Source organism: Yoonia litorea (assembly GCF_900114675.1).
Lineage (GTDB): Bacteria > Pseudomonadota > Alphaproteobacteria > Rhodobacterales > Rhodobacteraceae > Yoonia > Yoonia litorea.
Map to the genome: position 1 here is coordinate 1,007,576 of NZ_FOZM01000001.1, position 23,146 is coordinate 1,030,721.

A 23,146-nucleotide genomic window follows, 5' to 3' on the forward strand; every position below is an offset into this window, starting at 1 on the left:
CAGGCGAGATTTGAACAAGGAGCAACCATGACCACCCCCGCAGAGATCACTTTTGACGAGATCAACCTCGACGGCATGGCCGACCGCACTGGCCGTGTGATCGTCTTTGCAGGGATGGACGGCAAGCTCGACAAAAGCGCCCGCAAGCTCAACGCGCTGACACGCAAGTCTGTCGCCAGGTTCGTCGAAAGCGACGCCTTTGAGAAAATGGCTGCCGGTGATTTGCGGGTGCTGGCCTATCCGACGGGCCTTGCGGCAGAGGCGCTTTGCGTGGTGAAGCTGGGTCGCAGACCATCGTTGGAAGAGGCGCGCAAGGCAGGCGCGCAGATCGCCAAATCACGCGGCGAGGGTGATTTGCTTGTTCTGGCTGGCGGGATCGGGCGCGCCGAAGAAATCGCCTTGGGGCTGGCGTTGCGCGACTACAAGTTTGATGCCCATAAAACGGCCGACCCAAAAGCCAAGGGCAAAGTCTGCTTTATGGTGGCAAAGCCCGAAGAAGTCGCCAAGGCTGCTGGCCCGTTGGCGGCGATTGCTGAGGGTGTGTTCTTTACCCGCGACCTGATCAACGAGCCTGCGAATGTCCTGACCACAGATGATTTTGCGGCCCGTCTTGCCGCGATGCAGGAGATCGGGCTGGACGTGGAGATCCTTGAGGAAGATGACCTCAAGAAGCTGGGGATGCGCACATTGCTTAGCGTGGGGCAGGGGTCAGAGAGCCCCTCGAAGGTAGTTGTGATGTCGTGGAATGGCGGTGGCGATGAAGCGCCATTCGCTTTTGTCGGCAAGGGTGTTGTCTTTGACACGGGCGGGATCAGCCTCAAGCCTGCGGGCGGTATGGAAGACATGACGATGGACATGGGCGGGGCCGGTGTGGTCGCCGGTGTGATGCGCGCGCTAGCTTTGCGCAAGGCCAAGGCCAATGTCGTGGGGCTGGTCGGGCTGGTCGAAAACATGCCTTCCGGCACGGCCACACGTCCCGGCGACGTCGTCAAATCCATGAAGGGTGATACCGTCGAGATCATCAACACCGATGCCGAGGGCCGTTTGGTGCTGGCTGATGTGCTCTGGTATGCGCAAGAGCGGTTCAAACCTGTGGGGATGATCAATCTCGCGACGCTCACAGGCGCCGTGATCATCGCGCTTGGACATGAGAATGCGGGTGTCTTTTCCAATTCCGACGAGCTGAGCGGCAAGTTCCTGAAAGCGGCGCAAGCCGAGGGTGAGGGCGCATGGCGTCTGCCACTGTCGAAAGCCTATGACGAACAGCTCAAATCGCGCATTGCGGATATGAAGAACGTGGGCGGACGTCCCGCCGGATCAATCACAGCCGCGCAGTTCCTGCAGCGATTTGTCAAAGATGATGTGCCGTGGGCGCACCTTGATATCGCAGGCACGGCCTCGGTCAAGAAAGAGACCGCCCTTGCGCCTGCCGGTGCGACCGGCTGGGGTGTTCTTGCGCTGAATAGGTTGATTGCTGACAACTACGAAAGTTAAGGACGCCGGGGGCGAAGGCGCGCGTCTTAGGCCCGGCGATCCTGAATAACATGAGAAGTGAAGCTGCGTGGGCGCTGTCTATTTCTACCATCTGACCGAAACACCGCTTGAGGTGACCTTGCCCATGCTTTTGGGCAAGGCGCGTGATGTGGGCTGGCGGGTCTTGGTGCGCGGCACTGATCAGGCGCTGCTGGAACGGTTGGACGCGGTTCTGTGGGAACGACCCGAGGACAGTTTTCTGCCCCATGGCATTGCAGGCGGTCCTCATGATGCCGACCAGCCGATTTTGCTCGGAGACGTGCCGAGTGACGGGTTCTCTTGTGTGATGGCCGTCGCGGGTGCCGATGTTTCAGCCGCCGAGGTCAAGAGTTGCGAACGGGTCTGTGTGCTGTTTGACGGTCAGGACGGTGATGCGGTGCAGAACGCCCGTGGACAGTGGAAAACGCTGACCAGTGCCGGTTGTCAGGCCCAGTATTGGGCGCAAGACGGCGGACGCTGGGTCAAGAAGGCGGAAACAACCTCAGAAAGCGAATGACGCGTCAAAATCCTCTGGCAGTGCGTCCGGTTGCGGGGCACAGGCGGCCAGAAGGATCATGAGAAAAAGCGCACGGATCATCTTTGTAGCACCAATTGATTGTCAGCGATTTCAATGCGGTCCCAAAGCCGCAGATAGCTCATTCCCAGAAGCGAGCTATCCATGGCCCCTCCGTTGACAACGGCCTGAACACCGCGGTCAGTGATGCCTTCGAGACTGACCTCACTGAGGATGACGGGAGCTGTCCGCACCTCGCCGTTGGCGGTAAACGCGCGCCCGACATAATCCAGACTGGCCGGATCAAGCCCGATCCTTGCCGCGTCACGTTGTGAAAGCACCATCTGCGTGGCTCCGGTATCGACCACAAAGCGGACCGGTTCGCCATTGATGTCGAGCGTCAGATGGTAGTGCCCGTCAGGGCTGCGCGGAACGCCGATAGTCCCGCCTTCGATCACGGCCTGACGCGGGGCGACGTCATTGCGCACATCGTCCCAGAGCCCGTAAGCGGCGATCACGCCCACAAAGATCAGCGCCCAGACGACCGCCTGCTGCGCCATCTTACCAAGATTGTTGCGTCCGGCGACAATAGCCGAGCCAGCAATCGCGAGCCCCAGCAGCACCAGATAGGTCAGTTGCATGAATTGATCGGTTTCCATGACCTACATATAGGTCTTATCCGCCGATACCAAAGCCCCTCAGCCCGTCGAGGACGAATTGAACGGCGAGGGCTGCCAGCAGCATACCCAGAACACGCGTTACGATGTTCAGGCCTGTTTTGCCCAAAATCCGTTCGATCGCAGGGGCGGCAAGAAAGGCAAGAAAAACAATCACGAGAACCGAAAGCACCACCGCAGCAACAGCGAAGAGATCGGCAGCGCCTTCGGACTGGCCAGCAAGCAGAATAACTGTCGTGATCGCCCCTGGCCCCACGATGAGAGGCAGCGCCAGCGGGAAGACCGATGGATCATCATGGTGTTCTGCTTGACCTTCCGCCGCGCTTTCTTCGCGCCGTGCCTGCCGTTTCTGAAACAGCATATCGAGTGCGGTCAGAAACAGCAGGATGCCACCGGCGATCCGGAACGCATCCATCGAAATACCGATGAATTCCAAGACCGCTTCGCCAGTGAACAAAAACAGCATCATCAGGGCCGCGGCCACAAGAAAGGCACGCAGAGCAATGGCGCGCCGCTGTGCTGCACTCATGCCTTGCGTCAGCGCGATAAAGACCGGCGCAAGGCCAGGTGGATCAATGATGATGAAAAGGGTGGTAAAGGCTGTGATCAGCGCGGCAAGTTCAGTCATGGAACGAGAGTGTCAGAGGTTGGTGCCTTTGGCGAGCGTTGGATGCCTCCGGCGGGAGTATTTTTGGCAAGGTGATGATCAGGCGCTTTCGGCCTTTTCGAGTTTTTCAAGGGCGGCCATCCAGAGCGCCTCTGCCCGTTCAAGCCCGTCCATGACTTCGGCGTATTTCTTGTTCCATGTCTCAAGTTCGCCAGCCTTCCCGTCTTCATAGAGGGCGGGGTCGGCAAGTTTCTTGGCAAGTTTGTCGCGCATCTCGTTGATTTTATTGACCCGTTCTTCACATTTGCGCACATCCGAGCGCAGCGCCATGATCGCCTCGCGACTGGGTTTGGCGGTTTTTGGTGTCGCCGGTTTGGGTTTGTCCGCAGGCTTGTCGACCGAGAGGAGCATTTTGCGGTAAGCCTGCAGGTCTTCCTCATAGGGTTTCACATGCCCGTCTTTGACCAGCCAGAGGCGGTCAGCGACCATCGACAGAAGATGCATGTCGTGGCTGACGAGGATCACCGCACCCGAATAGGCGGTCAGCGCCTCGACCAGTGCTTCGCGGCTTTCGATATCGAGGTGGTTGGTCGGTTCGTCGAGAATCAACAGATGTGGCGCTGGCAAGGTCGCCAGCAGCAAAGACAGGCGGGCCTTTTGGCCGCCTGAGAGGCGGCCGACCTCGGTTTCGGCTTGATCTGCCCCAAGACCGAAGCCTGCCAGACGTGCGCGCAGTTTGGCCTGACCCTCAGCGGGGCGTTCGCGCAGCAGGTGTTGCAGCGGTGTTTCCTCGACCCTCAGTTCATCCACCTGATGCTGGGCGAAAAAGCCGATGCGCAGCTTGTTGGAGCGCACCATCTTGCCGCGCGCGACGGGCAGGCGGTCTGAAAGCATCTTTGAGAGCGTGGATTTGCCTTCGCCGTTGCGTCCCAGAAGCGCGATCCGGTCGTCCTGATCAATCCGCAGATTGAGGTCTTGCAAGACGATATGGTTGCCGTAGCCCACGGCCGCGCCTTCGGTGGCGATGATGGGGGGCGAAAGCTCTTCGGGTTCGGGGAAGGTGAAGACGGTGCGCGCGGCATCTTCGGGCGCACGGATCGTTTCCATCTTTTCCAGCATCTTCACGCGCGATTGCGCCTGTTTCGCCTTTGAAGCCTTGGCTTTGAAACGGTCTACAAAGGCCTGCAGATGTTCGCGCTGCGCCTGCTGTTTCTTGGCCGCCGCCGCCTGCACCGCGCGGTTGGCCGCGCGCTGTTTGGCGAATGTATCGTAGGGGCCGGTGTAGTAGATCAGGTTCTTGTCTTCGAGGTGCAGGATGCCGCCCACGGAGCGGTTGAGAAGCTCGCGGTCGTGGCTGACGATGAGCACTGTATGCGGGTATTTGACGAGGTAGGCCTCTAGCCAGAGCGCGCCTTCAAGGTCGAGGTAGTTGGTCGGTTCGTCCAGCAGCAGCAAATCCGGTTCGGAAAAGAGCACGGCGGCAAGGGCCACGCGCATGCGCCAGCCGCCTGAGAAGGCCGAGCAGGGCATCAGTTGCTCTTCGGGAGTGAAGCCGAGACCGCGCAGGATGGTGGCAGCGCGGGCCTCTGCCGACCAGGCGTCGATATCGGCAAGTCGCGTCTGCACTTCGGCGATACGGGTGGGATCGGTGGCAGTTTCGGCCTCTGCCAAGAGGGCGGCGCGTTCGGTGTCGGCGTCGAGCACCGTGTTGATCAGGCTCACCTCGTTGCCGGGAACTTCCTGACTGACACCGCCGATCTTCCAGCCCTTGGGCAGGCTGACATTGCCGGTATCGAGCACCATTTCCCCGCGGATCACCTTGAACAGCGTTGTCTTGCCAGAGCCGTTGCGCCCCACAAGACCCACCTTATGGCCGGTGGGGATCGTCACAGTGGCGTTCTCGACCAATGTGCGGCCTTCGACGGAATAGGTGATGTCGGAAATCTTGAGCATGAGTGGCGCTATGATGGATCACTGATGCGCGGTCAATGGGGAGGGATGGCGTTCTTTTCCGCCTCCCGCTAGAGGTCGGGCATGGATATGTCGCGCGCCGTCTTGCTTTCCTCTTTGATCGTGCTGGTCTCGGGAGTTTTCTGGGGGCTTTACTGGATGCCGGTGCGCGAGATCGAAGACCTCGGGCTGCGCGGCGCTTGGGGGAGTGTGGCGGCTGGCCTGGCCGGAACACTTGTGCTTGCACCCTTCGGCTGGAAAGCACGGCGGACATTGCTGGCCGCTGACCGGCTGGCGCTGGCATCGACCGCGTTGGGCGGCTTTGCGTTTCTTCTTTACTCTGTCAGCTATGTTTACGGACAGGTCGCGGTTGTGGTGATCCTGTTCTTTCTCGCACCGGTCTGGGCGACACTGCTGGGGCGCTGGTGGATGGGCTGGCCGATCACGCCGATGCGCGTTCTGGTTCTTATCTGTGGTCTGGCAGGCCTGGCGGTCATGTTGGGCGGCGAGGGAAACCTGCCGATCCCGCGGGCCATTGGCGAATGGTTGGGGCTGCTTGCAGGGCTGTGCTGGGCTGTTGCGAGCATAGGCATCCGTGTGCGTCCGCCGTTGCCGCCTGTGGGTGGCGGGTTTGTCTTTGTCGGCGGGGCCTTTCTCGGGGGCTTGTGTCTTGCGCCCCTACTGAGCGGTCCGCCGGACGTCGCAGACATTGCCGCGCCGGTTTCACTCATGGCCGTGGTCTTCGCGACAGGCGCATTCTGGTGGGCCTGCCTGCTGATCGGGATCATGTGGGCCACACCGCGCCTTGATCCGGCACGGACCAGTATTCTGCTGATGGTCGAGGTGCCGGTCGCGGCCGTCTCGGCGGCGGTTCTGATCGGTGAACACCTGACAACGCCGCAGTTGATCGGGGGCATTCTGGTCGTGGCCGCGGGCGTTCTGGAAGTGGTTCCGGCCAGACGCCGCAGCTAGCGCCGGTTCGGCCAGTTGTGATGTTCGTCGTCGATGATCAGCGCGTGACGGTGGGTATGGCCCTGACCGTGCAGATGCGGGTGATCATCAGGAAGGTCATCATGGGTGTGGGTGACCTCGTCCGGGTCGCCCTTGGGCCAAAAGTAGAAGGCGAGCAAAAGCCCCGCAATTGCAACGAGACCCAGAACCGCCAATGCAGGACGCATACCCCAAGCGGTCATCGTCGCCCCGGCGATGGGATATGTAATGAGCCAACAGATGTGCGACAGCGCAAATTGCGCGGTAAAGACCGCTTGCTGGTCATCGTGGTGGGCCGAGCGGCGCAAAAGCCGCCCTTGCGGGGTGACGACGGCTGCATAGGCCAGCCCGATCAGAGACCAGAAGACCAGAAACATGATCCAGCCGGGCTCAAAGATCACAAGAAGCCCCATCAGCGCGGTCATCATCACGGCACCGCCGACCATCACGGGCCGGTCTGACAGCCTGCGCAGCAGACCGGGCAGGGCGAAGGCCGCGACCATTGATCCACCGCCAAAGACAGCAAGCGCCAACGCCACATCGGACTCACTGCCGCTATAGCCGTTGCGCACAACAACGACGGTGTTGACGATGACAAAGGCGCTGGCAGCGGCCGCGGTCAGCGTCAGAGACCACAAGCCGCGCAAACGTGGCGTGGCAAGATAGATGCGGACACCTCTGGTCAGGCGTTCGCGGAACGGGCGTTGCTTGCGTACCCCACGACCCGGCACCGCTGTCATCGCAATCACAGCGGAGGACACCAGAAAACCAATAACCGTGCCGCCAAAGAGCCAGTGATAACTCATCACCAGCAACAGAAGACCCGCGATGGCCGGGCTCAACAGATTTTCCAGATCATACGCCAGACGCGACAGCGACAGCGCCTTGGCATAATCGTCATCATCCTCAAGGACGTCGGGGATCGTGGCCTGAAAGGTTGGCGTAAAGACGGCGCTTGCGGTTTGCAGCAGGAAAATCGCCAGATAAATCTGCCAGATGTCCGTGATGAAGGGCAGGGCGAGCGCTACCACACCGCGTGCGGCATCGGCAACGATCAGCACCCATTTGCGTGGCAGGTTAGAGACGATGGCCCCGGCAATCGGGGACAGGCCGACATAGGCCACCATCTTGATGGTGTAGGCCGTGGCCAAAACGCCACCAGCGGCTGCCCCGGCAAGATCAAATGCCAGAAGCCCCAACGCCACGGTGAGCAGGCCTGTTCCCACAAGCGCCAGCACCTGTGCTGCGAAAAGTTTGCCAAAAACAGGGTGGAGCATGAGCGCGAACATGACCTCAGGCTAGCGGACGGTTTTGGCTTGCGCAATTTGGGTTTTCAACAACTTTGGGCCGTGATAGGGCGCTGCCATTCTTATGACGGGCGCTATGCCCCACCGCTGAAAAGAGGCTCTCAATGGCTATTCAACGCACTTTCTCGATCATCAAACCAGACGCAACTAAGCGCAATCTGACCGGTCAGATCATCGCCAAATTCGAAGAGGCAGGCCTGCGCGTCGTGGCCTCCAAGCGTATCCAGCTGACACTGGCCCAAGCACAGCAGTTTTACGGTGTCCACAAGGACCGTCCGTTCTTTGACGAGCTTTGCGAATTCATGATCTCGGAGCCAATCGTTGTACAGGTTCTTGAAGGCGAAGACGCGATTGCCAAAAACCGCGAAGTCATGGGTGCGACAAACCCTGCAGACGCAGCGCCCGGCACAATCCGCAAGGAATTTGCCCTGTCGATCGGTGAAAACTCTGTGCACGGGTCTGACGCACCTGAAACCGCTGCAGAAGAAATCGCGTTCTTCTTCTCCGGTCTCGAACTGGTCGGCTAATCTGCCAGACACCACCTACAAAGCCGTCCGCATCTGTTGGTGCGGGCGGCTTTTTTGTGGCTATTTCGGTGTTTCGATCACGCCGATCTGGTCCAGAATGCGCTCCAGCTCCGATCGCTCCGCATCGAAGCTTTGCGATTTGATCTTGTCGAACTGTTTGCGCAGCGCCTTCTTTTCTTCGCCTTTGCAGTCATTCCATGGTCGGCCCTGCAGCGCCATGTGCAGCACATAATATCCGATGAAATGTGGTTTCGATCCGCCCTGCAACAGGCGTGTATAGGCGGCATCGGCACCCATCTCGCGCAGTTGCTCTGCGGATGTGATGCCGACAGATTTCAGCGAGGACTCAAACGCCGGGCCGATATTCTTGATGGATGTCAGGGCCGTCATGGGTGCAAAGCTAGCGGCTTTGCAAAAAAGAGGCCAGTGAGGGCAGACGCAGCACTGGGAGGAGGCGCTGGCATCTATCGGGCCTCACCGGCCTGAAGGCATGTGTTCTCAAATACTCGCGTAATCGGTAAAAACAGTTGGTTTCGGCTCTTTGGAGGGTGCAGGTTGCCGTGACCCTGCGGCGTGCGACGCAACCGTTTGTTGTTGCGGTGCCTGCGGCTCTTGTGCAGCAGGCGATGGTTTTGCTGTGGCCATTTTCTGGTCCTTTCGCGTGCTCGTAAGATCAGGCTAAGCGGCGAAAAGGTCATCTGGCGAGTGGGCACACATTATTTTGCACGCGCAGCGTGACAAAAATGTAACCGCCTGACGGCCCGCTAGGACCGTCCGCGCCGCGGCGCTGCATTTCCACCTTTGCCTAAGCCCTTGCGTGGCTTCGCTTTTCCGCCCGGCGGGGTGAACCGTTTTGAGGTATCTTTGGCATTGCCCTTGGCCGCTGCCGGTGGCTTGCCACCCTCTTTACGGGGCGGTTTGCCGTCCTTGCGCTGACCTGATTTCGATTTGAAATCGCGATCCTTGCTCTCGTGACGGGGTTTTCCCTTCGCCTTTTCATATGGCTTTTTGGACGGTGCGGCCGGTTTGTCGCCCTGTGACTTCTGACGCGGTTTGCGGGGCTTGACGGCCTCGGGGTCATGCTGTCGGGGCGGTGTGTCTGCGCGTTTGCGTGGCGCATCGCCTTGCTTGCGTGTGTCGCCGGATCTGGCCTCGCGCGGTTGATCATAATCGCGTTTGGTTTTGCGCGGCCCGCGCGCGCCAAGCTGTGGCGGGCCGTCGAGTTCGCTGAGTTTGGCTTGGTTCTCAAGCGACATGGCTGGGCCGATGCTGCGCAGGAATCCGGGGACGGCGGGCTCCGAGATTTCGACAAAGGTCTCATTCGGTTGAATACGGATCGCCCCGATTTCTTTCTTGGTGATCCCGCCAGCCTTGCAGAGCATCGGCAACAACCAACGCGCTTCGGCCTTGCCTTCGCGGCCGATATCAATGCGGAACCAGCGCGAAGGGCCGAATGTCTGCACGTCACGCGTTTTGCGCTCTTTGGCCGGTTGGGTCTCGATATCCGCCGACAGTTCTTCTGGTGCCGACGCCGCACCGGTATAAAGCCGCAGATAGGCCGCCGCGATGGTTTCGGGTGCATACCGCTCCAGAAGTTTCGCCGCGAAACCTGTTTCAGCCTCGGTAAAGCTTTCGGTCCAGACAGGATCGTTCAGCAGGCGGTCCTCATCCTTGGCGGTGATTTCCTCGGCTGTTGGCGGAACCGTCCAAGTCGCCGTGAGCTTCCCCCATTTCAGCAGGTTTTCGGCACGCTTGCGCATTTTGGCAGGCACCACCATCGCCGAAATACCCTTGCGACCCGCGCGCCCCGTGCGACCCGAGCGGTGCAGGAGGGTTTCAGCATTGGTGGGCAGTTCGGCATGGATCACCAGATCGAGGTTCGGCAGGTCAATGCCGCGCGCGGCCACATCTGTCGCCACGCAAACCTTGGCGCGTCCGTCCCGCATCGCTTGCAGGGCGTTCGAGCGCTCAGATTGCGTGAGCTCTCCTGAGAGGGCGACAACGGCAAACCCACGGTTCGACAAACGCGTGGTCAGCCGTGTGACCATTGCACGTGTGTTGGCAAAAACGATGGCATTCGGCGCGTCATAGAATCGCAATGTGTTGATGATCGCCGCGTCGATATCGTGGTTGGCAACGCGCAGCGCGCGATACTCGATATCGGCATGCTGGCTTTCCCGCGATGTCGTCACGACCCGTGCGGCATCCTTCTGGTACGATTTCGCCAGGGTCGCGATCATCGGTGGCACGGTGGCTGAAAAAAGCAGCGTGCGACGGGTCTCTGGCGCCGCTTCGAGGATGAATTCCAGATCCTCGCGAAAGCCAAGATCAAGCATCTCGTCGGCTTCATCAAGAACAACCGCACGGACCCCCGACAGATCAATCGATCCGCGCATGATATGATCGCGCAAACGCCCCGGCGTTGCGACGACGATATGGGCGCCGCGCTCAAGCGACCGGCGTTCATCGCGGTAATCCATGCCGCCCACGCAGGAGGCAAGATGTGCACCGGCAGGCCGGTAGAGCCATGTCAGCTCGCGCTTTACCTGCATCGCAAGCTCGCGTGTTGGTGCGATAATCAGCGCGAGCGGCGCGCCGGCTTGATCCAATTGTCCATCCTCAGGCAGGATTGTCGGACCAATCGCCAATCCAAACCCAACCGTCTTGCCAGAGCCGGTTTGAGCCGAAACCAGCAAGTCGCGGTTTGATAGCGCATCGTCGGTCACAGCCTCCTGCACTGGGGTGAGGTCGGTGTAGCCCTGATCTTGGAGGGCTTGGGCAAGTGTCGGGATCATCATAGCGGCTTTCTTGAGCGTCAGACCCGCGCCCTACGCCCACCGCAGCGGATTGTATAGGGGCATATTCGCCGCATTGGTCTGCGCGCATTGCATATATCACAGCCAACACGTCGGATGACTGGTAGCCTGACCAGAGGTCACGCAGAACCACACGGCCCTATTATCGGCCCCGAAATATCCTCGCGGGGAGCGTCAGCGGGGGGCAGACAGCCCCCCATCGGCGATGCAACATCAGGATGCTGTTGTATGTTCGGCGAACCAACGGTCGATCCGCGCCTTCAGGGCCTCCCAGATCGCGGGCGCACCTTTTTGCACCTTGACCCCAACACGGGTCTGCAACTGCTCGGCGGTGACATTGTATTCAGGCCATGACCCGCCATCTGTCGCTAGATTGGATACAACCGGCTGCACGCGATCAATGGATTTGGCAAAGATGGCGTCGTCGGTCTCTGCGGCTTCGAACTCTTCCCAGAGGGTGCGGAACGCTTTGCGTTGATCCTCTGGCAAAAGGCCGAAAATCCGGTCAGCGGCCTTTTCTTCGATGCGCGCCATTTCGACAGGGTCGTGGTTGCCGTGGATGGGATTATCGCCAGCGTCAATTTCCACAATGTCGTGGATCAACAGCATTTTGATCACGCGGTCGATATTGACAGGCCGGTTGGCATGTTCGGCCATCACAAGCGCATAAAGCGCGATGTGCCAGCTGTGTTCGCCCGAGTTTTCCTTGCGCGAACCGTCACAAAGCGTCGTGCCGCGCACCACAGACTTAAGCTTGTCCACTTCGGTCAGAAACGCGAGTTGGGCATTGATCCGTGTGTTGCTCACCGTGTGATGCGCCGTGGTGCGTTGATACCTTTGAGCCTGAGCGTCTCTTGCATATCAGCGGTCTCTTCGGCCTGCGCATCATCGCTTTCGTCGTCGGCGCCCTCCTCATCGGGGGTGATGTCCATATAGCCGTTGGCGCGACGCTCATCCAAAAGCTTGCGTGCTCTGGCTTCAGCGCGCCTGACGCGCACGGCCGTCAGAAACGCCTCTTCCAGCGTTTGTGACGAAGCCCCAAGAACGCCTGCGACGGTTTCGACAATGCCGATATCGCCGGACGCCTCTTGATCGGCGAGGGCGAGATCGGCGAGCTCGCCAGCAACTTGTTCAAGATAGCTGTCTGCCATGGCCTAGCGCGTGTTTTCGGTCAGACGACGGCGCACATAGGTTCTGACGTGGTCGATCATCGGGTCCATATGCGGATCCTCGAAGAAGTGACCGGCACCATCCATGACCTCATGGGTGATTGTGATGCCTTTTTGTTCGTGCAGCTTGTTCACCAGATTGACGGTATCCGCAGGCGGCGCGACGCGGTCGTTGGTCCCGTTGATGATCAGGCCGGATGACGGGCAGGGTGCAAGGAAGCTGAAATCATACATATTGGCAGGCGGGCTGACCGAGATGAAACCGGTAATCTCCGGACGGCGCATCAACAGCTGCATGCCAATCCAGGCCCCAAAAGAGAAACCAGCGACCCAGCAATGTTTGGAATTGCTGTTCATCGACTGCAGGTAGTCCAGCGCGGAGGCTGCATCAGAGAGCTCTCCGACGCCCTGATCGTATTCGCCCTGACTGCGCCCGACACCGCGGAAATTGAACCGCAACACGGTGAAGCCCATGTTGTAGAACGCATAGTGCAGGTTGTAGACGACACGGTTGTTCATGGTGCCGCCGAATTGCGGGTGGGGATGCAGGACAATGGCAATCGGCGCATCGCGGTCTTTTTGTGGGTGGTAGCGGCCTTCGAGGCGGCCTTCTGGTCCTGGAAAAATGACTTCGGGCATTCTGTGTCCGTTATTCTGGCCTGAAACGTTAATCTTGACGGAAACGCTCAGGCACTTTAGAAGGATTCTAAACTGAGCCGTGGCCCATGGGTATCACGGTTCGAAGTAAAGTCGCGCAGGCGCGGCGTCAATGCCGTTGCCACCGGTGAAGTCAGGGGAGAGAGATGAAACTCAGCACCAAAGGCCGTTATGCGATGGTCGCGCTTGCTGATCTGGCGCTGCAGGATGGTGATGTCCTTGTCAATCTGACCGAGATTTCCAAACGGCAGGATATCTCATTGCCCTATCTGGAACAGCTTTTCGTCAAGCTGCGCCGCGCAGGGTTGGTCGATTCCGTCCGTGGGCCGGGTGGCGGCTACCGACTGGCGCGTCCAGCCTCGGATATTCGTGTCTCTGAAATTCTTGGCGCCGTGGATGAAACGGTCTCGGCGATGCACAAGGGTGCAGGCGCCTCTGGCGCGGCATCTGGCAGCCGGGCGCAATCGATGACCAACCGGCTTTGGGAAGGGTTGTCGGCGCATGTCTATGTTTTTCTGCACCAGGCGCGCCTCTCTGATGTTGTGGGCAATGAGCTTGCGCCATGTCCGGCCGTTCCGGCGCTCTTTGAAGTGGTTGATGAATAGGGGGCGCTGCCCCCGTCGCCAGAAGGCGACTCCCCCGAAGTATTTTTGGCAAAATGATGAGAACCTATCTGGATCATAACGCGACGACACCGCTGCGCCCCGAGGCGCGGCAGGCTATGCTGGCGGCGATGGATGTGGTCGGCAATCCGTCATCGGTCCACGCCGAGGGTCGTGCCGCGAAAGCATTGGTCGAGAAAGCCCGTGCGCAGGTCGCCGAGGCTGTGGGGGCATCAAATGCGGATGTTGTCTTCGTTTCTGGCGCGACCGAGGCCGCGGCACTTGCCCTTGCCGGACGCGGTCTGAAGGCTGCACCCATAGAGCATGATGCGGTTCACGCCTGGATTGATCCTGTTCTGCCTGTTGTGAATGGTGCGGTACAGGTGGCCGTGCCTGAAAGCGCTGTTGTGCAGCTTGCCAATTCTGAAACTGGTATTGTGCAGGAGCTGCCGCCGGGCCTTGCTGTGAGTGATATCACCCAAGGTTTCGGCCGGTTGCCCTTCGCCTTTTCCTGGGCCGGTGTCGGGATGGTGTTCCTGTCTGCCCACAAATTTGGTGGTCCGAAAGGCGTGGGCGCGCTGGTGTTTCCGCAAGGAACGGATATTGCTGCGCAAATCAAGGGCGGCGGGCAGGAAATGGGCCGACGCTCCGGCACGGAGAACATCATCGGTATTGCCGGGATGGGGGCTGCAGCGGTTGCCGCACAGGCCGATCTTGCGGCGGGAAAATGGGACCGGATCGAAAAACTTAGAAATATTCTAGAAAACGCCATTGAGGCGCAGGAAAAGAATACTATTTTTGTCGGGAAAGATGTTAGGCGCCTTCCCAATACCTCGTGTTTTGTCACCCCGGACTGGAAGGGTGAAACGCAGGTGATGGCGATGGATCTTGCAGGTTTTGCGGTTTCGGCAGGCTCTGCCTGTTCAAGCGGAAAGGTAAAAACCAGCAGGGTTCTCAAGGCGTTAGGGCTGGATGATGACCTTGCGGCATGTGCGCTGCGCGTGTCTTTGGGGCTTGAAACAACTGAAGACGAGGTTCTGCGGTTTGCAGAGGCTTGGGGAAAGAAAATGGCGCGGCGCCGGGCCGCTTGAGAGGAAAGACAATGACAGCTTTGGATACAGTCGAGGTCAAAGAGGGTGTTGATCAAGAGACCGTGGATGCGGTCAAGGAGCTCTCGGGCAATTATAAATACGGGTGGGAAACCGAAATCGAGATGGAATTCGCGCCCAAGGGCGTGAACCCCGATATCGTTCGGCTGATTTCGCAAAAGAATAACGAACCTGAGTGGATGACCGAATGGCGGCTGTCGGCGTTCGAGCGTTGGGAAAAGATGGAAGAGCCCACTTGGGCGATGGTCAACTATCCTGACATCGATTTTCAGGACATCTATTACTACGCCCGCCCCAAAAGCATGGAAGAAAAGCCCAAGTCTCTGGACGAGGTCGATCCCAAGCTGCTGGCAACCTATGAAAAGCTCGGCATCCCTTTGAAAGAGCAGATGATCCTTGCTGGCGTCGAGGGTGCTGAGGATGCGCCTGCCGAAGGGCGTAAAGTAGCTGTAGATGCGGTCTTTGACTCCGTCTCTGTCGGCACGACCTTCCAGAAAGAGTTGGAGAAGGCAGGGGTTATTTTCTGCTCGATCTCCGAGGCCATCGAAAAGCATCCCGAGCTGGTAAAGAAATATCTGGGGTCTGTCGTTCCGCCGTCAGACAATTTCTATGCAACGCTGAACTCGGCTGTCTTTTCGGACGGATCGTTTGTCTACATCCCGCCGGGTGTGCGCTGCCCGATGGAGCTGTCCACCTATTTCCGGATCAACGCTGAAAACACGGGCCAGTTCGAGCGGACACTGATCATTGCCGACAAGGGATCATACGTGTCGTATCTTGAGGGGTGTACTGCGCCCAAGCGCGACACGGCGCAGCTTCATGCGGCTGTGGTCGAAATCATCGTAGAGGAAGATGCCGAGGTCAAATACTCCACCGTGCAAAACTGGTTCCCCGGTGATGAAGACGGCAAGGGCGGCATCTACAACTTTGTGACGAAACGCGCTGATTGTCGTGGTGACCGGGCAAAGGTGATGTGGACCCAGGTCGAGACCGGCTCGGCCGTCACATGGAAATACCCAAGCTGCATCCTGCGCGGCAATGACAGCCAGGGTGAATTCTACTCCATCGCGATTGCCAATAACATGCAGCAGGCCGATACCGGCACGAAAATGGTGCATCTGGGAAAGAACACAAAGTCGCGGATCGTCTCCAAGGGGATCAGCGCCGGGAAAGCGCAGAACACCTATCGCGGGCTGGTCTCCATGCACCCGAAAGCCAAGGAATCGCGCAACTACACGCAGTGCGACAGCTTGCTGATCGGTGACAAATGCGGCGCGCATACGGTGCCCTACATCGAGGTGAAGAACAATTCCTCGCGGGTTGAGCACGAAGCAACTACATCCAAGGTCGATGACGACCAGCTTTTCTATTGCCGCAGCCGCGGCATGGACGAGGAAGAGGCCGTGGCGCTTGTGGTCAACGGGTTCTGCAAGGAAGTGTTGCAGGCCCTGCCGATGGAATTTGCGATGGAAGCTCAGGCACTTGTCGCAATCTCGCTCGAAGGGTCCGTTGGCTGATCATGTCGCAAGCATGTGTCAATAATTGTCGCGCCGCCGTCACGCTGCGGCCCCGATCTTGCCCAAATGTGCGGGCAAGATTGGGCCGTTGGCGATTTGATGGGGTAATTCGGCATGGCGCATCGCAAGCAGGATATCAACGATTTCAACGCGCGGGTGAAGCGCATCAACAGTCCGCGGAACAAGTCATACTTCGACCCGGATCTGGGGATGCATGTTCCCAAGCGGGTGCCGCGCGACAAAATCAAGAAAGCCAAGGTGCGCGAAGAGTCATCTTTTCTGGCGCTTTTCATCGTCTCAGCCGTGCTGGGCGCCTTCGGGTACTTCGCCGCACAGGTCATCCGTGTCCGCTACATTCCAGAGGTCGATACAGCCATGATGGCGTTGACCGTCGATCTGCTTGTAGCGCTCTGGGTTGTGGCGATGGTCACAGCGCTGACCAACAAACGCAGCCTTTTCGATCGCTTGTCCCAAGCAGTCGGGATCTATGCCATGGTGGTCGCTGGCCACAATCTGATCTGGCGCTGGCCGGAGCAGATGGCAATGATCTACACACCGGAACATGTGCAATACGTCATGGCGACGACGACAGAAATGTCGGTGATCGTGGGCGCAAGCACCTACACCTTCTAAATCACACAAACGTCCACGCAACACACCGGACAGGCCATCGGTCTGTGCGGTCGATTTGCGTGCCCATATCTGTATCCTGAGGAGACAATCATGCTCGAGATCAAAGGCCTAGAGGTCAAACTTGAAGAAGAAGACAAGCAGATTCTGAAGGGCGTGGACCTGTCCATCGCACCCGGCACCGTGCATGCCATCATGGGGCCGAACGGATCTGGCAAATCAACGCTGTCCTATGTGCTGTCCGGCAAGGACGGCTATGACGTCATCGGCGGTGAGGCCACACTTGATGGTGAGGACCTGCTGGAGCTTGAGCCGGAAGAACGCGCTGCGATGGGTCTTTTCCTTGCGTTTCAATATCCGGTTGAAATCCCCGGCGTCGGCAACATGACATTCCTGCGCACAGCCGTGAACGCGCAGCGCAAGGCGCGTGGCGAAGACGAACTGAGCGCCGGCGATTTTCTGAAGGTTGTCCGTGAGAAGGCCAAGAGCCTCAAGATTGATGCGGATATGCTCAAGCGCCCTGTGAATATGGGCTTCTCTGGCGGTGAAAAGAAGCGCAACGAGATTCTGCAGATGGCGATGCTTGAGCCCAAGATGTGCGTGCTGGACGAAACGGATTCCGGTCTTGATGTTGATGCGATGAAACTGGTCGCAGACGGTGTCAACGCGTTGCGCTCCGAAGGGCGGTCTTTCCTTGTGATCACCCACTACCAGCGTCTGCTCGACCACATCAAACCAGACATCGTGCATATCATGGCGGATGGCCGGATCGTGAAGTCTGGCGGCCCTGAGCTTGCCCTTGAGGTGGAAAACAACGGCTACGCCGATATTCTTTCTGAGGTGGCCTGATGGCACTGGCAAAACTGAAACAGGACGTCACTGATGCCCGCCTTGCAGCGGTCAGCCTGCCTGAGGGGGCCGCATGGATCAACGCGGCTCGCAACGATGCACTGACACGCGTTGCAGCCATGGGCCTGCCGACACGACGTGACGAATACTGGAAATATACCGACCCGAGTTCCATCACAGCAGTTGATGCACCGCAGGCGGCGATTTTGGACAACGACGAAGGTCCGCTTTTTGCGGATGTCGATCGGGTCAAGATCGTCTTCGTGGATGGTGTGTTCGACGAAGATGCCTCTGACGATCTTACCGCTGAAGGTGTCACGATTGAACGTCTTGCCGATGTGGCCGCAAGCGATATCCATTGGGCAAAGGATCTCTATGGCGTGCTTGAAGCGCGTGGGCAGAAGCCTGTGGCACGTCCTCTGGCTGCTTTAAACACCGCGACAGCCACAGACGGTGTGGTGATCCGCGTGACCGCCAAGGCCGAAAAGCCGATCAATCTGATTTACCTGCACAACGATGCATCGTCCGATGCGGTCCTGCATAACCTCGTCAAGGTTGAGGCCGGAGCAGAGGTGACATTGCTTGAAACCGGGCCAGCGGCCTCGCGGTTTTCCAAATTGCTGGAAGTTGACGTGGCAGAGGGTGCAGCCTTTCACCATGTCCGCGCGCAAGGGCGCGATCACGAGCGACGCGCTGTCACGCATTGCTTTGCGCGGATTGAAAAGGAAGCGACCTTCAAGTCCTTCACGTTGACGTTCAATGGCGTTTTGACCCGCAATGAATGTGTGCTTGAGATAATCGGCGATGATGCAAGCGCGCATGTCGCCGGGGCATGTGTCGGTGATGGCAAGGATTTCCATCACGACGATACGGTTTTCATCACCCACGATGCAGTGAATTGCGAAAGCCGTCAGGTCTTCAAGAAGGTCCTGCGCAATGGGGCAACTGGTGTGTTTCAGGGCAAGATCCTCGTGAAAGAAGGGGCTCAGAAAACTGACGGCTACCAGATCAGTCAATCGCTGCTGCTGGATGATGACAGTCAGTTTCTGGCCAAGCCGGAGTTGGAAATCTACGCCGATGACGTCGCCTGTTCGCATGGTTCGACATCTGGCGCGATTGACGAGGACGCGCTGTTCTATCTTCGCTCGCGTGGCGTCCCTGAAAAGATCGCCCGCAATATGCTGACATTGTCCTTCCTTGCTGAGGCTCTGGAAGAAATTGCAGACGAAGGCTTGGCAGAAGAACTGCGCGACCGTCTCGAATCCTGGTTGAACCGACACAGCTGATGTCCGTTTCGACCGATATTGTGCGCACCTGGCGCAGGCCGCGGTCAGTGATCCGCGACCTGCTGGATCAAGGACGACGTGAGGACCGCGCGATTGTCTTTCTGATGATCAGCTGTTTCCTGATCTTTGTCGCGCAGTGGCCACGTCTGCGCCGGGTTTCAGAAGGCTATGAGACCTCACCGTTTCCGCCCGAGATGAATTTCGAAGGCATGATGACCTATACTTTTTTCGGCACCGTGATCGTGTTGCCGTTGATGATGTATGGCATCGCTGCGTTCTCGCATCTCGTCGCAAAGCTTTTCGGCGGGAAGGGGTCATGGTTTGGCGCACGGCTGGCGCTTTTCTGGACGTTGCTTGCAACCTCGCCACTGTTTCTGTTCTACGGTCTTGTGCGCGGGTTGATCGGTCCAGGCACGCAGGCACAGGTTGTCGGCTGGATTGGCGCGCTTATCTTTGTGTACATCTGGGTGCAATCTTTGCGCGAGGCGGAATCCGGCACATGACATTTACTTTCGAAAGCTGGATGCGCGCCGTCTGGAACAGCATCATGGAGCCCAGCGAAACCGCGCGTGGCGTCATCGGACTGAACATCCCGCGAAATGCGCTTTGGACAGCGCTGGCGCTTGTTGCCGTGATCAATGTGATCCTGCTGGGGCTTTTGCAGCTTTTCTCACCGTCAGTCATGGCAACTGATGGTTCAACCTTTGCAATGTCACCGTTTGGCTATGCGGCCATCATCGGGATCTTTCTGGTGCTGTTTGTCCTTGGCACCCACTACGTTGGCCAGTTTTTCGGTGGCGCTGGGACGATAGAGGCGACTTTGGCTATCGTCGTCTGGTTTCAATCGGTCAGTCTGACGCTTGAGGCCGTACAACTGGTGCTGGTCCTGATCAGCCCTGCAATTGGGTCGATGTTCGGATTGTTGTCGCTTGGTGCGCTGATCTGGGTATTCATTAACTTCGTCAATGTCTTACACGGCTACAATAGTCTGGCTAAGGCGGTCCTGACGATCATTTTGTCGCTGATGTCGACGGCGCTTTGTGCGGGTATTCTGTTGGCTGTTCTGGGGATCGGACCCACCGGAGGTTTGTGATGAGTTACGATGTCACCAAAATCAGGGCGGATTTTCCGATCCTGTCACGCACGGTCAACAACAAGCCTCTGGTGTATCTCGACAACGGCGCATCTGCGCAGAAGCCTCAGGTTGTGATTGATGCGATCACCCAAGCCTATGCGCAGGAATATTCAAACGTGCACCGTGGTCTGCATTACCTGTCCAACCTCGCGACCGAAAAGTACGAAAGTGTGCGCGGGACGATTGCGCGGTTCCTGAACGCAGGCAGGGAAGACGATATCATCATGAACTCCGGCACGACCGAAGGGATCAACATGGTTGCCTATGGCTGGGCCATGCCCCGTCTGCAGGCGGGTGATGAGATTGTCCTGTCGATCATGGAACACCATGCCAATATCGTGCCGTGGCACTTCTTGCGTGAACGTCAGGGTGTCGTGATCAAATGGGTGGATGTGGACGCCAATGGCGACCTTGATCCGCAAAAGGTGATCGATGCCATCGGGCCCAAGACAAAACTCGTCGCGATCACCCATATGTCGAACGTGCTGGGCACAGTCGTTGACGTAAAAACGATCACCGCTGGCGCACATGCCAAAGGTGTGCCCGTGCTTGTCGACGGGTCGCAGGCAGCGGTGCATATGCCCGTGGACGTCCAGGACCTCGATTGCGATTTTTATGCGATCACAGGGCACAAGCTTTACGGCCCCTCTGGGTCCGGCGCGATCTACGTCAAGAAGGAGCGTATGGCCGAGATGCGGCCCTTCATGGGCGGGGGCGACATGATCCGTGAAGTAAGCCGCGATACGGTGACATGGAATGACCCGCCGATGAAGTTCGAGGCAGGCACCCCAGGCATTGTCCAGATGATCGGTCTTGGTGTGGCGCTTGATTACATGATGGGTGTCGGGATGGAGGCGATTGCCACCCACGAGCGCGGATTGCGCGATTACGCCCGCGAACGTCTGAACGGCTTGAACTGGCTGAATGTGCAGGGGCAATCCGCAACCAAAGGGGCGATTTTCTCCTTCCGGATGGAGGGTGCCGCACACGCGCATGATATTTCGACCGTGCTCGACAAAAAGGGTGTTGCTGTCAGGGCAGGGACGCACTGTGCGATGCCGTTGATGGAGCACATGGGCGTGGGCGCGACCTGTCGCGCGTCATTCGGAATGTACAACACCGTGGAAGAGGTCGACGCGCTGGTTGATGCGTTGGAGCTTTGCCACGAACTCTTTGCCTGACGCCGGTTTTCGGCGTTGCGAGGGGGCGATCACCCCGCTATAGACGCTGACAGGCACCCGTAGCTCAGCTGGATAGAGCGCTGCCCTCCGAAGGCAGAGGCCAGAGGTTCGAATCCTCTCGGGTGCGCCAGCCTACAGCCCCAGTTCTTTGAGTTTATCAGCTTGCCGTGCGGCGAGTGCGTTCACCTCTGACTTGGTTGCGGCACTCAGCATGCCACCCGGTTTGCGCACGGTATCATGTGCAATCACACCACGTTGCGCGAGGGTGTACTTTCGGATCGCAAGCCCCAGTCCCGGCTGCGCCTCGTAGCGCACCATCGGCATGTAGGCGTCAAAGATGTCTCTTGCACGGTCAGTGTCGCCTGCGCCGTGCGCCTCAACCACTTGCGCCATCATTTCAGGGTAGGCAAAGCCGGTCATCGCCCCGTCAGCACCGCGGAGCATTTCTTCCAGCAGGTAGAGACCGCCATTGCCACAGAGGATTGAAATGCGCCGCGCGCCCTTGTCCGAGGCGGCCCGCAGCGCACTGATCTTGTCGAGGCCGGGCCAGTCCTCGTGTTTGAGCATCACGCAGGTCGGACAATCTTCGACCACCTGCAAGATCACCGACGTGGGCACGACCACATTTGTGACCAGCGGGAAGTCCTGCAAAACGAAAGGCGCGTCGCCCAAAACCTCGGCTGTGTTGTGATAGTAGGTCAGAATCTGTCCGTCAGTCTTGAGGCTGGATGGCGGTGCAACCATCACGCCAGCCGCACCGATGTCCATCGCGGCGTCAGAAAGGGCCTTCATCGCCGCAAAACCGGGGGCGGATACGCCAACGACAATCGGGACCGAGCTGCGTGCTACCACCCGTTTGACGATCCCCACGGATTCTTCTGCCGTCAGCTTGCCTGCTTCGCCCATCATCCCCAGGATCGTGAGACCCGTGGCACCTGCTTCGATGTAGAAATCGACCATACGGTCGACGCTTTCCCAATCCACGTCGCCGTTTGGTTTGAACGGTGTCACGGCGATGGTGAAGACACCTTTGGCGGTCTCATCAAGCATGGCGGGCTCCTTTGTGGCTTTGTTTAAGGGCAATATGAGACAGGGCGAGCGCAGCACCCGCCTGACTGGGTTCAACCACAGGCAGGCCGGTTTCAGTCTCAAGCGTCGCGCGGTAATGCGCCATGCCAGCGCAGCCCATGATCAGAACGTCGGCACCATCTTCGTCGCGCAGGCGTTTGCCAGTGGCGATCATTGCCGCAAGGCTTTTGTCGGGATCGGCAAGATCGGCGACGCCAAGACCCAGCGCGCGGTCGCCTGCCAGACGGCCCAAGACACCCATTGCACCAAAGGCACGCAAGTGGCGCGGGATCGAGGCGGGCAAGATTGCGATCACGCCGAAACGTTGGCCCAGCGTCAGCGCCGACATCACGGCGGCTTCCTGTATGCCCACGACGGGGAGGGTGGTTTGATCTCGCAAGGCATTGAGCCCGGGGTCCCCAAAACAGGCAATCACGTAGCCTGCAGCATCTTTTTGCGCAGCAGCCAGTTTCAACATCGGTGCAATGGTCAGGTCGGCCTGCTTCTGGCTTTCGATGCCCGGCGGTCCCTCAGCCAAGGTCAGGCAGCGGATCGGAATACCAAGGCGCCGCAGGGGATCAACGGCGCGGTCAATCCCCGCAGTCACCGCATCCGAGGAATTGGGGTTGATGATGATGAGGGTGTCGCCGCTCATGCGCCGGGCCGCGTCGCGGACTGGATTTCGATCTGGTAGCCTTCGGGATCGTTGAAGACGAAGGCGCGGATGCCGATGTCATCATTGACAAAAAGCTCAGACAGGTTGTCGAGGCTTTCTTCCTGCGCATAGGCATACCACGCGTCCACATCGGGTACACGGATGCAAAGCTGGACGCACTTCTCTGGCAACCATTTGTTCATGCCCTTTGTTTCGTCCACCAGCCCGACATGCGCGCCCTCGGCGATCCGGTAGATTTTGCACCAGCCCTGATCGATCGCAAGGGATAGTCCAAGCACGTTCTCATAGAACCGCATCGCGGCAGGAAGATCGCGGTAGTAGAAAAATGTGATGGCGAGTTTGTTTGCGGTTTCGGGGCGGGGCATTG

26 protein-coding genes and 1 tRNA gene are annotated in these 23,146 nt (G+C 58.7%); 14 read left to right on the forward strand and 13 right to left on the reverse strand.

From position 1 onward, the window contains the following. Positions 1-27: 27 nt before the first annotated feature. Both BM316_RS05325 and BM316_RS05330 read left to right on the forward strand, forming a co-directional pair. Positions 28-1,494, forward strand: a complete 1,467-nt coding sequence (locus BM316_RS05325) for a leucyl aminopeptidase (protein ID WP_090204894.1) — start codon at positions 28-30, stop codon at positions 1,492-1,494. Between the two features lie 67 nt (positions 1,495-1,561). Then, positions 1,562-2,029: a DNA polymerase III subunit chi gene (locus BM316_RS05330; RefSeq protein ID WP_090204897.1), complete on the forward strand. Its 468-nt coding sequence runs from the start codon at positions 1,562-1,564 to the stop codon at positions 2,027-2,029. Here BM316_RS05330 and BM316_RS05335 read toward each other — a convergent pair. The 4 genes from BM316_RS05335 to BM316_RS05350 all read right to left on the reverse strand — a co-directional run bounded on the left by BM316_RS05335 (position 2,015) and on the right by BM316_RS05350 (position 5,263). Continuing rightward, a complete protein-coding gene (locus BM316_RS05335; protein WP_090204900.1) occupies positions 2,015-2,110 on the reverse strand; it encodes a DNA polymerase III subunit chi in 96 nt (31 codons plus the stop codon). The genes BM316_RS05330 and BM316_RS05335 overlap by 15 nt on opposite strands. Next, positions 2,107-2,685, reverse strand: coding sequence for a retropepsin-like aspartic protease family protein (locus tag BM316_RS05340; RefSeq protein ID WP_090204902.1), 579 nt, complete (start codon positions 2,683-2,685; stop codon positions 2,107-2,109). The genes BM316_RS05335 and BM316_RS05340 overlap by 4 nt, the downstream gene beginning before the upstream one ends. Before the next feature lie 16 nt (positions 2,686-2,701). Next, on the reverse strand, positions 2,702-3,331 hold the full coding sequence (locus BM316_RS05345) for a MarC family protein (protein ID WP_090204905.1): 630 nt from the start codon (positions 3,329-3,331) through the stop codon (positions 2,702-2,704). 78 nt (positions 3,332-3,409) lie between these two features. Continuing rightward, on the reverse strand, positions 3,410-5,263 hold the full coding sequence (locus BM316_RS05350; protein ID WP_090204908.1) for an ABC-F family ATP-binding cassette domain-containing protein: 1,854 nt from the start codon (positions 5,261-5,263) through the stop codon (positions 3,410-3,412). Between the two features lie 81 nt (positions 5,264-5,344). Between BM316_RS05350 and BM316_RS05355 the strand changes: the two genes are divergently transcribed. Beyond that, on the forward strand, positions 5,345-6,232 hold the full coding sequence (locus tag BM316_RS05355; protein ID WP_090204911.1) for a DMT family transporter: 888 nt from the start codon (positions 5,345-5,347) through the stop codon (positions 6,230-6,232). Here BM316_RS05355 and BM316_RS05360 read toward each other — a convergent pair. Next, entirely contained in the window at positions 6,229-7,539 is a 1,311-nt protein-coding gene (locus tag BM316_RS05360) for an MFS transporter (protein ID WP_090204914.1), read from the reverse strand. The genes BM316_RS05355 and BM316_RS05360 overlap by 4 nt on opposite strands. A 122-nt stretch (positions 7,540-7,661) precedes the next feature. Between BM316_RS05360 and ndk the strand changes: the two genes are divergently transcribed. Further along, a complete protein-coding gene (ndk, locus tag BM316_RS05365; RefSeq protein WP_090204917.1) occupies positions 7,662-8,084 on the forward strand; it encodes a nucleoside-diphosphate kinase in 423 nt (140 codons plus the stop codon). Between the two features lie 60 nt (positions 8,085-8,144). On the opposite strand, the gene BM316_RS05370 is transcribed toward ndk, so the two are convergent. From BM316_RS05370 to BM316_RS05390, 5 genes are all read right to left on the reverse strand, one after another. Beyond that, positions 8,145-8,474: a TfoX/Sxy family protein gene (locus BM316_RS05370; RefSeq protein ID WP_090204919.1), complete on the reverse strand. Its 330-nt coding sequence runs from the start codon at positions 8,472-8,474 to the stop codon at positions 8,145-8,147. A gap of 374 nt (positions 8,475-8,848) precedes the next feature. Beyond that, the gene (locus tag BM316_RS05375; RefSeq protein WP_090207588.1) at positions 8,849-10,879 is read right to left on the reverse strand and encodes a DEAD/DEAH box helicase; all 2,031 of its coding nucleotides are present in this window, start codon (positions 10,877-10,879) and stop codon (positions 8,849-8,851) included. 234 nt (positions 10,880-11,113) lie between these two features. Beyond that, a complete protein-coding gene (locus tag BM316_RS05380) occupies positions 11,114-11,707 on the reverse strand; it encodes an HD domain-containing protein (RefSeq protein ID WP_090204922.1) in 594 nt (197 codons plus the stop codon). Next, a complete protein-coding gene (locus BM316_RS16855) occupies positions 11,704-12,051 on the reverse strand; it encodes a hypothetical protein (RefSeq protein ID WP_311135658.1) in 348 nt (115 codons plus the stop codon). Before BM316_RS16855 ends, BM316_RS05380 begins: the two co-directional genes overlap by 4 nt. 3 nt (positions 12,052-12,054) lie before the next feature. Next, positions 12,055-12,708 (reverse strand): alpha/beta hydrolase, encoded by a 654-nt coding sequence (locus BM316_RS05390; RefSeq protein ID WP_090204924.1) that lies wholly within the window; start codon positions 12,706-12,708, stop codon positions 12,055-12,057. Positions 12,709-12,872: 164 nt separating this feature from the next. On the opposite strand from BM316_RS05390, the gene iscR reads away from it, so the two are divergent. The 10 genes from iscR to BM316_RS05440 all read left to right on the forward strand — a co-directional run bounded on the left by iscR (position 12,873) and on the right by BM316_RS05440 (position 21,165). Continuing rightward, positions 12,873-13,331 carry a Fe-S cluster assembly transcriptional regulator IscR gene (gene iscR / locus BM316_RS05395; RefSeq protein ID WP_090204927.1) on the forward strand — a complete coding sequence of 153 codons (459 nt, stop codon included), beginning with the start codon at positions 12,873-12,875 and terminating at the stop codon, positions 13,329-13,331. A gap of 53 nt (positions 13,332-13,384) precedes the next feature. Then, positions 13,385-14,419, forward strand: a complete 1,035-nt coding sequence (locus tag BM316_RS05400) for a cysteine desulfurase family protein (protein WP_207493622.1) — start codon at positions 13,385-13,387, stop codon at positions 14,417-14,419. 11 nt (positions 14,420-14,430) lie between these two features. Next, entirely contained in the window at positions 14,431-15,954 is a 1,524-nt protein-coding gene (gene sufB, locus BM316_RS05405) for a Fe-S cluster assembly protein SufB (RefSeq protein WP_090204930.1), read from the forward strand. Positions 15,955-16,068: 114 nt separating this feature from the next. Beyond that, complete coding sequence (locus tag BM316_RS05410; protein ID WP_090204933.1) at positions 16,069-16,587, forward strand: hypothetical protein; 519 nt, start codon at positions 16,069-16,071, stop codon at positions 16,585-16,587. Between the two features lie 90 nt (positions 16,588-16,677). After that, complete coding sequence (sufC, locus tag BM316_RS05415) at positions 16,678-17,433, forward strand: Fe-S cluster assembly ATPase SufC (protein WP_090204936.1); 756 nt, start codon at positions 16,678-16,680, stop codon at positions 17,431-17,433. Next, positions 17,433-18,719, forward strand: coding sequence for a Fe-S cluster assembly protein SufD (gene sufD / locus BM316_RS05420; RefSeq protein WP_090204938.1), 1,287 nt, complete (start codon positions 17,433-17,435; stop codon positions 18,717-18,719). Before sufC ends, sufD begins: the two co-directional genes overlap by 1 nt. After that, positions 18,719-19,222: a Yip1 family protein gene (locus tag BM316_RS05425; protein ID WP_090204942.1), complete on the forward strand. Its 504-nt coding sequence runs from the start codon at positions 18,719-18,721 to the stop codon at positions 19,220-19,222. The genes sufD and BM316_RS05425 overlap by 1 nt, the downstream gene beginning before the upstream one ends. After that, positions 19,219-19,812 (forward strand): YIP1 family protein, encoded by a 594-nt coding sequence (locus BM316_RS05430; protein ID WP_090204945.1) that lies wholly within the window; start codon positions 19,219-19,221, stop codon positions 19,810-19,812. The genes BM316_RS05425 and BM316_RS05430 overlap by 4 nt, the downstream gene beginning before the upstream one ends. Then, the gene (locus BM316_RS05435) at positions 19,812-21,035 is read left to right on the forward strand and encodes a cysteine desulfurase (RefSeq protein ID WP_090204948.1); all 1,224 of its coding nucleotides are present in this window, start codon (positions 19,812-19,814) and stop codon (positions 21,033-21,035) included. The genes BM316_RS05430 and BM316_RS05435 overlap by 1 nt, the downstream gene beginning before the upstream one ends. Before the next feature lie 53 nt (positions 21,036-21,088). Beyond that, positions 21,089-21,165, forward strand: a tRNA-Arg gene (locus tag BM316_RS05440). Positions 21,166-21,167: 2 nt separating this feature from the next. Here the strand turns inward: BM316_RS05440 and BM316_RS05445 are convergent. Genes BM316_RS05445 through BM316_RS05455 form a run of 3 tightly spaced genes read right to left on the reverse strand, consistent with a single transcriptional unit; the run spans position 21,168 to position 23,144 of the window. Further along, the gene (locus BM316_RS05445; protein WP_090204950.1) at positions 21,168-22,085 is read right to left on the reverse strand and encodes a dihydrodipicolinate synthase family protein; all 918 of its coding nucleotides are present in this window, start codon (positions 22,083-22,085) and stop codon (positions 21,168-21,170) included. Next, a complete protein-coding gene (locus tag BM316_RS05450) occupies positions 22,078-22,758 on the reverse strand; it encodes an aspartate/glutamate racemase family protein (RefSeq protein WP_090204953.1) in 681 nt (226 codons plus the stop codon). Before BM316_RS05450 ends, BM316_RS05445 begins: the two co-directional genes overlap by 8 nt. Then, positions 22,755-23,144, reverse strand: coding sequence for a VOC family protein (locus BM316_RS05455; protein ID WP_090204956.1), 390 nt, complete (start codon positions 23,142-23,144; stop codon positions 22,755-22,757). The genes BM316_RS05450 and BM316_RS05455 overlap by 4 nt, the downstream gene beginning before the upstream one ends. Positions 23,145-23,146 lie beyond the last annotated feature (2 nt).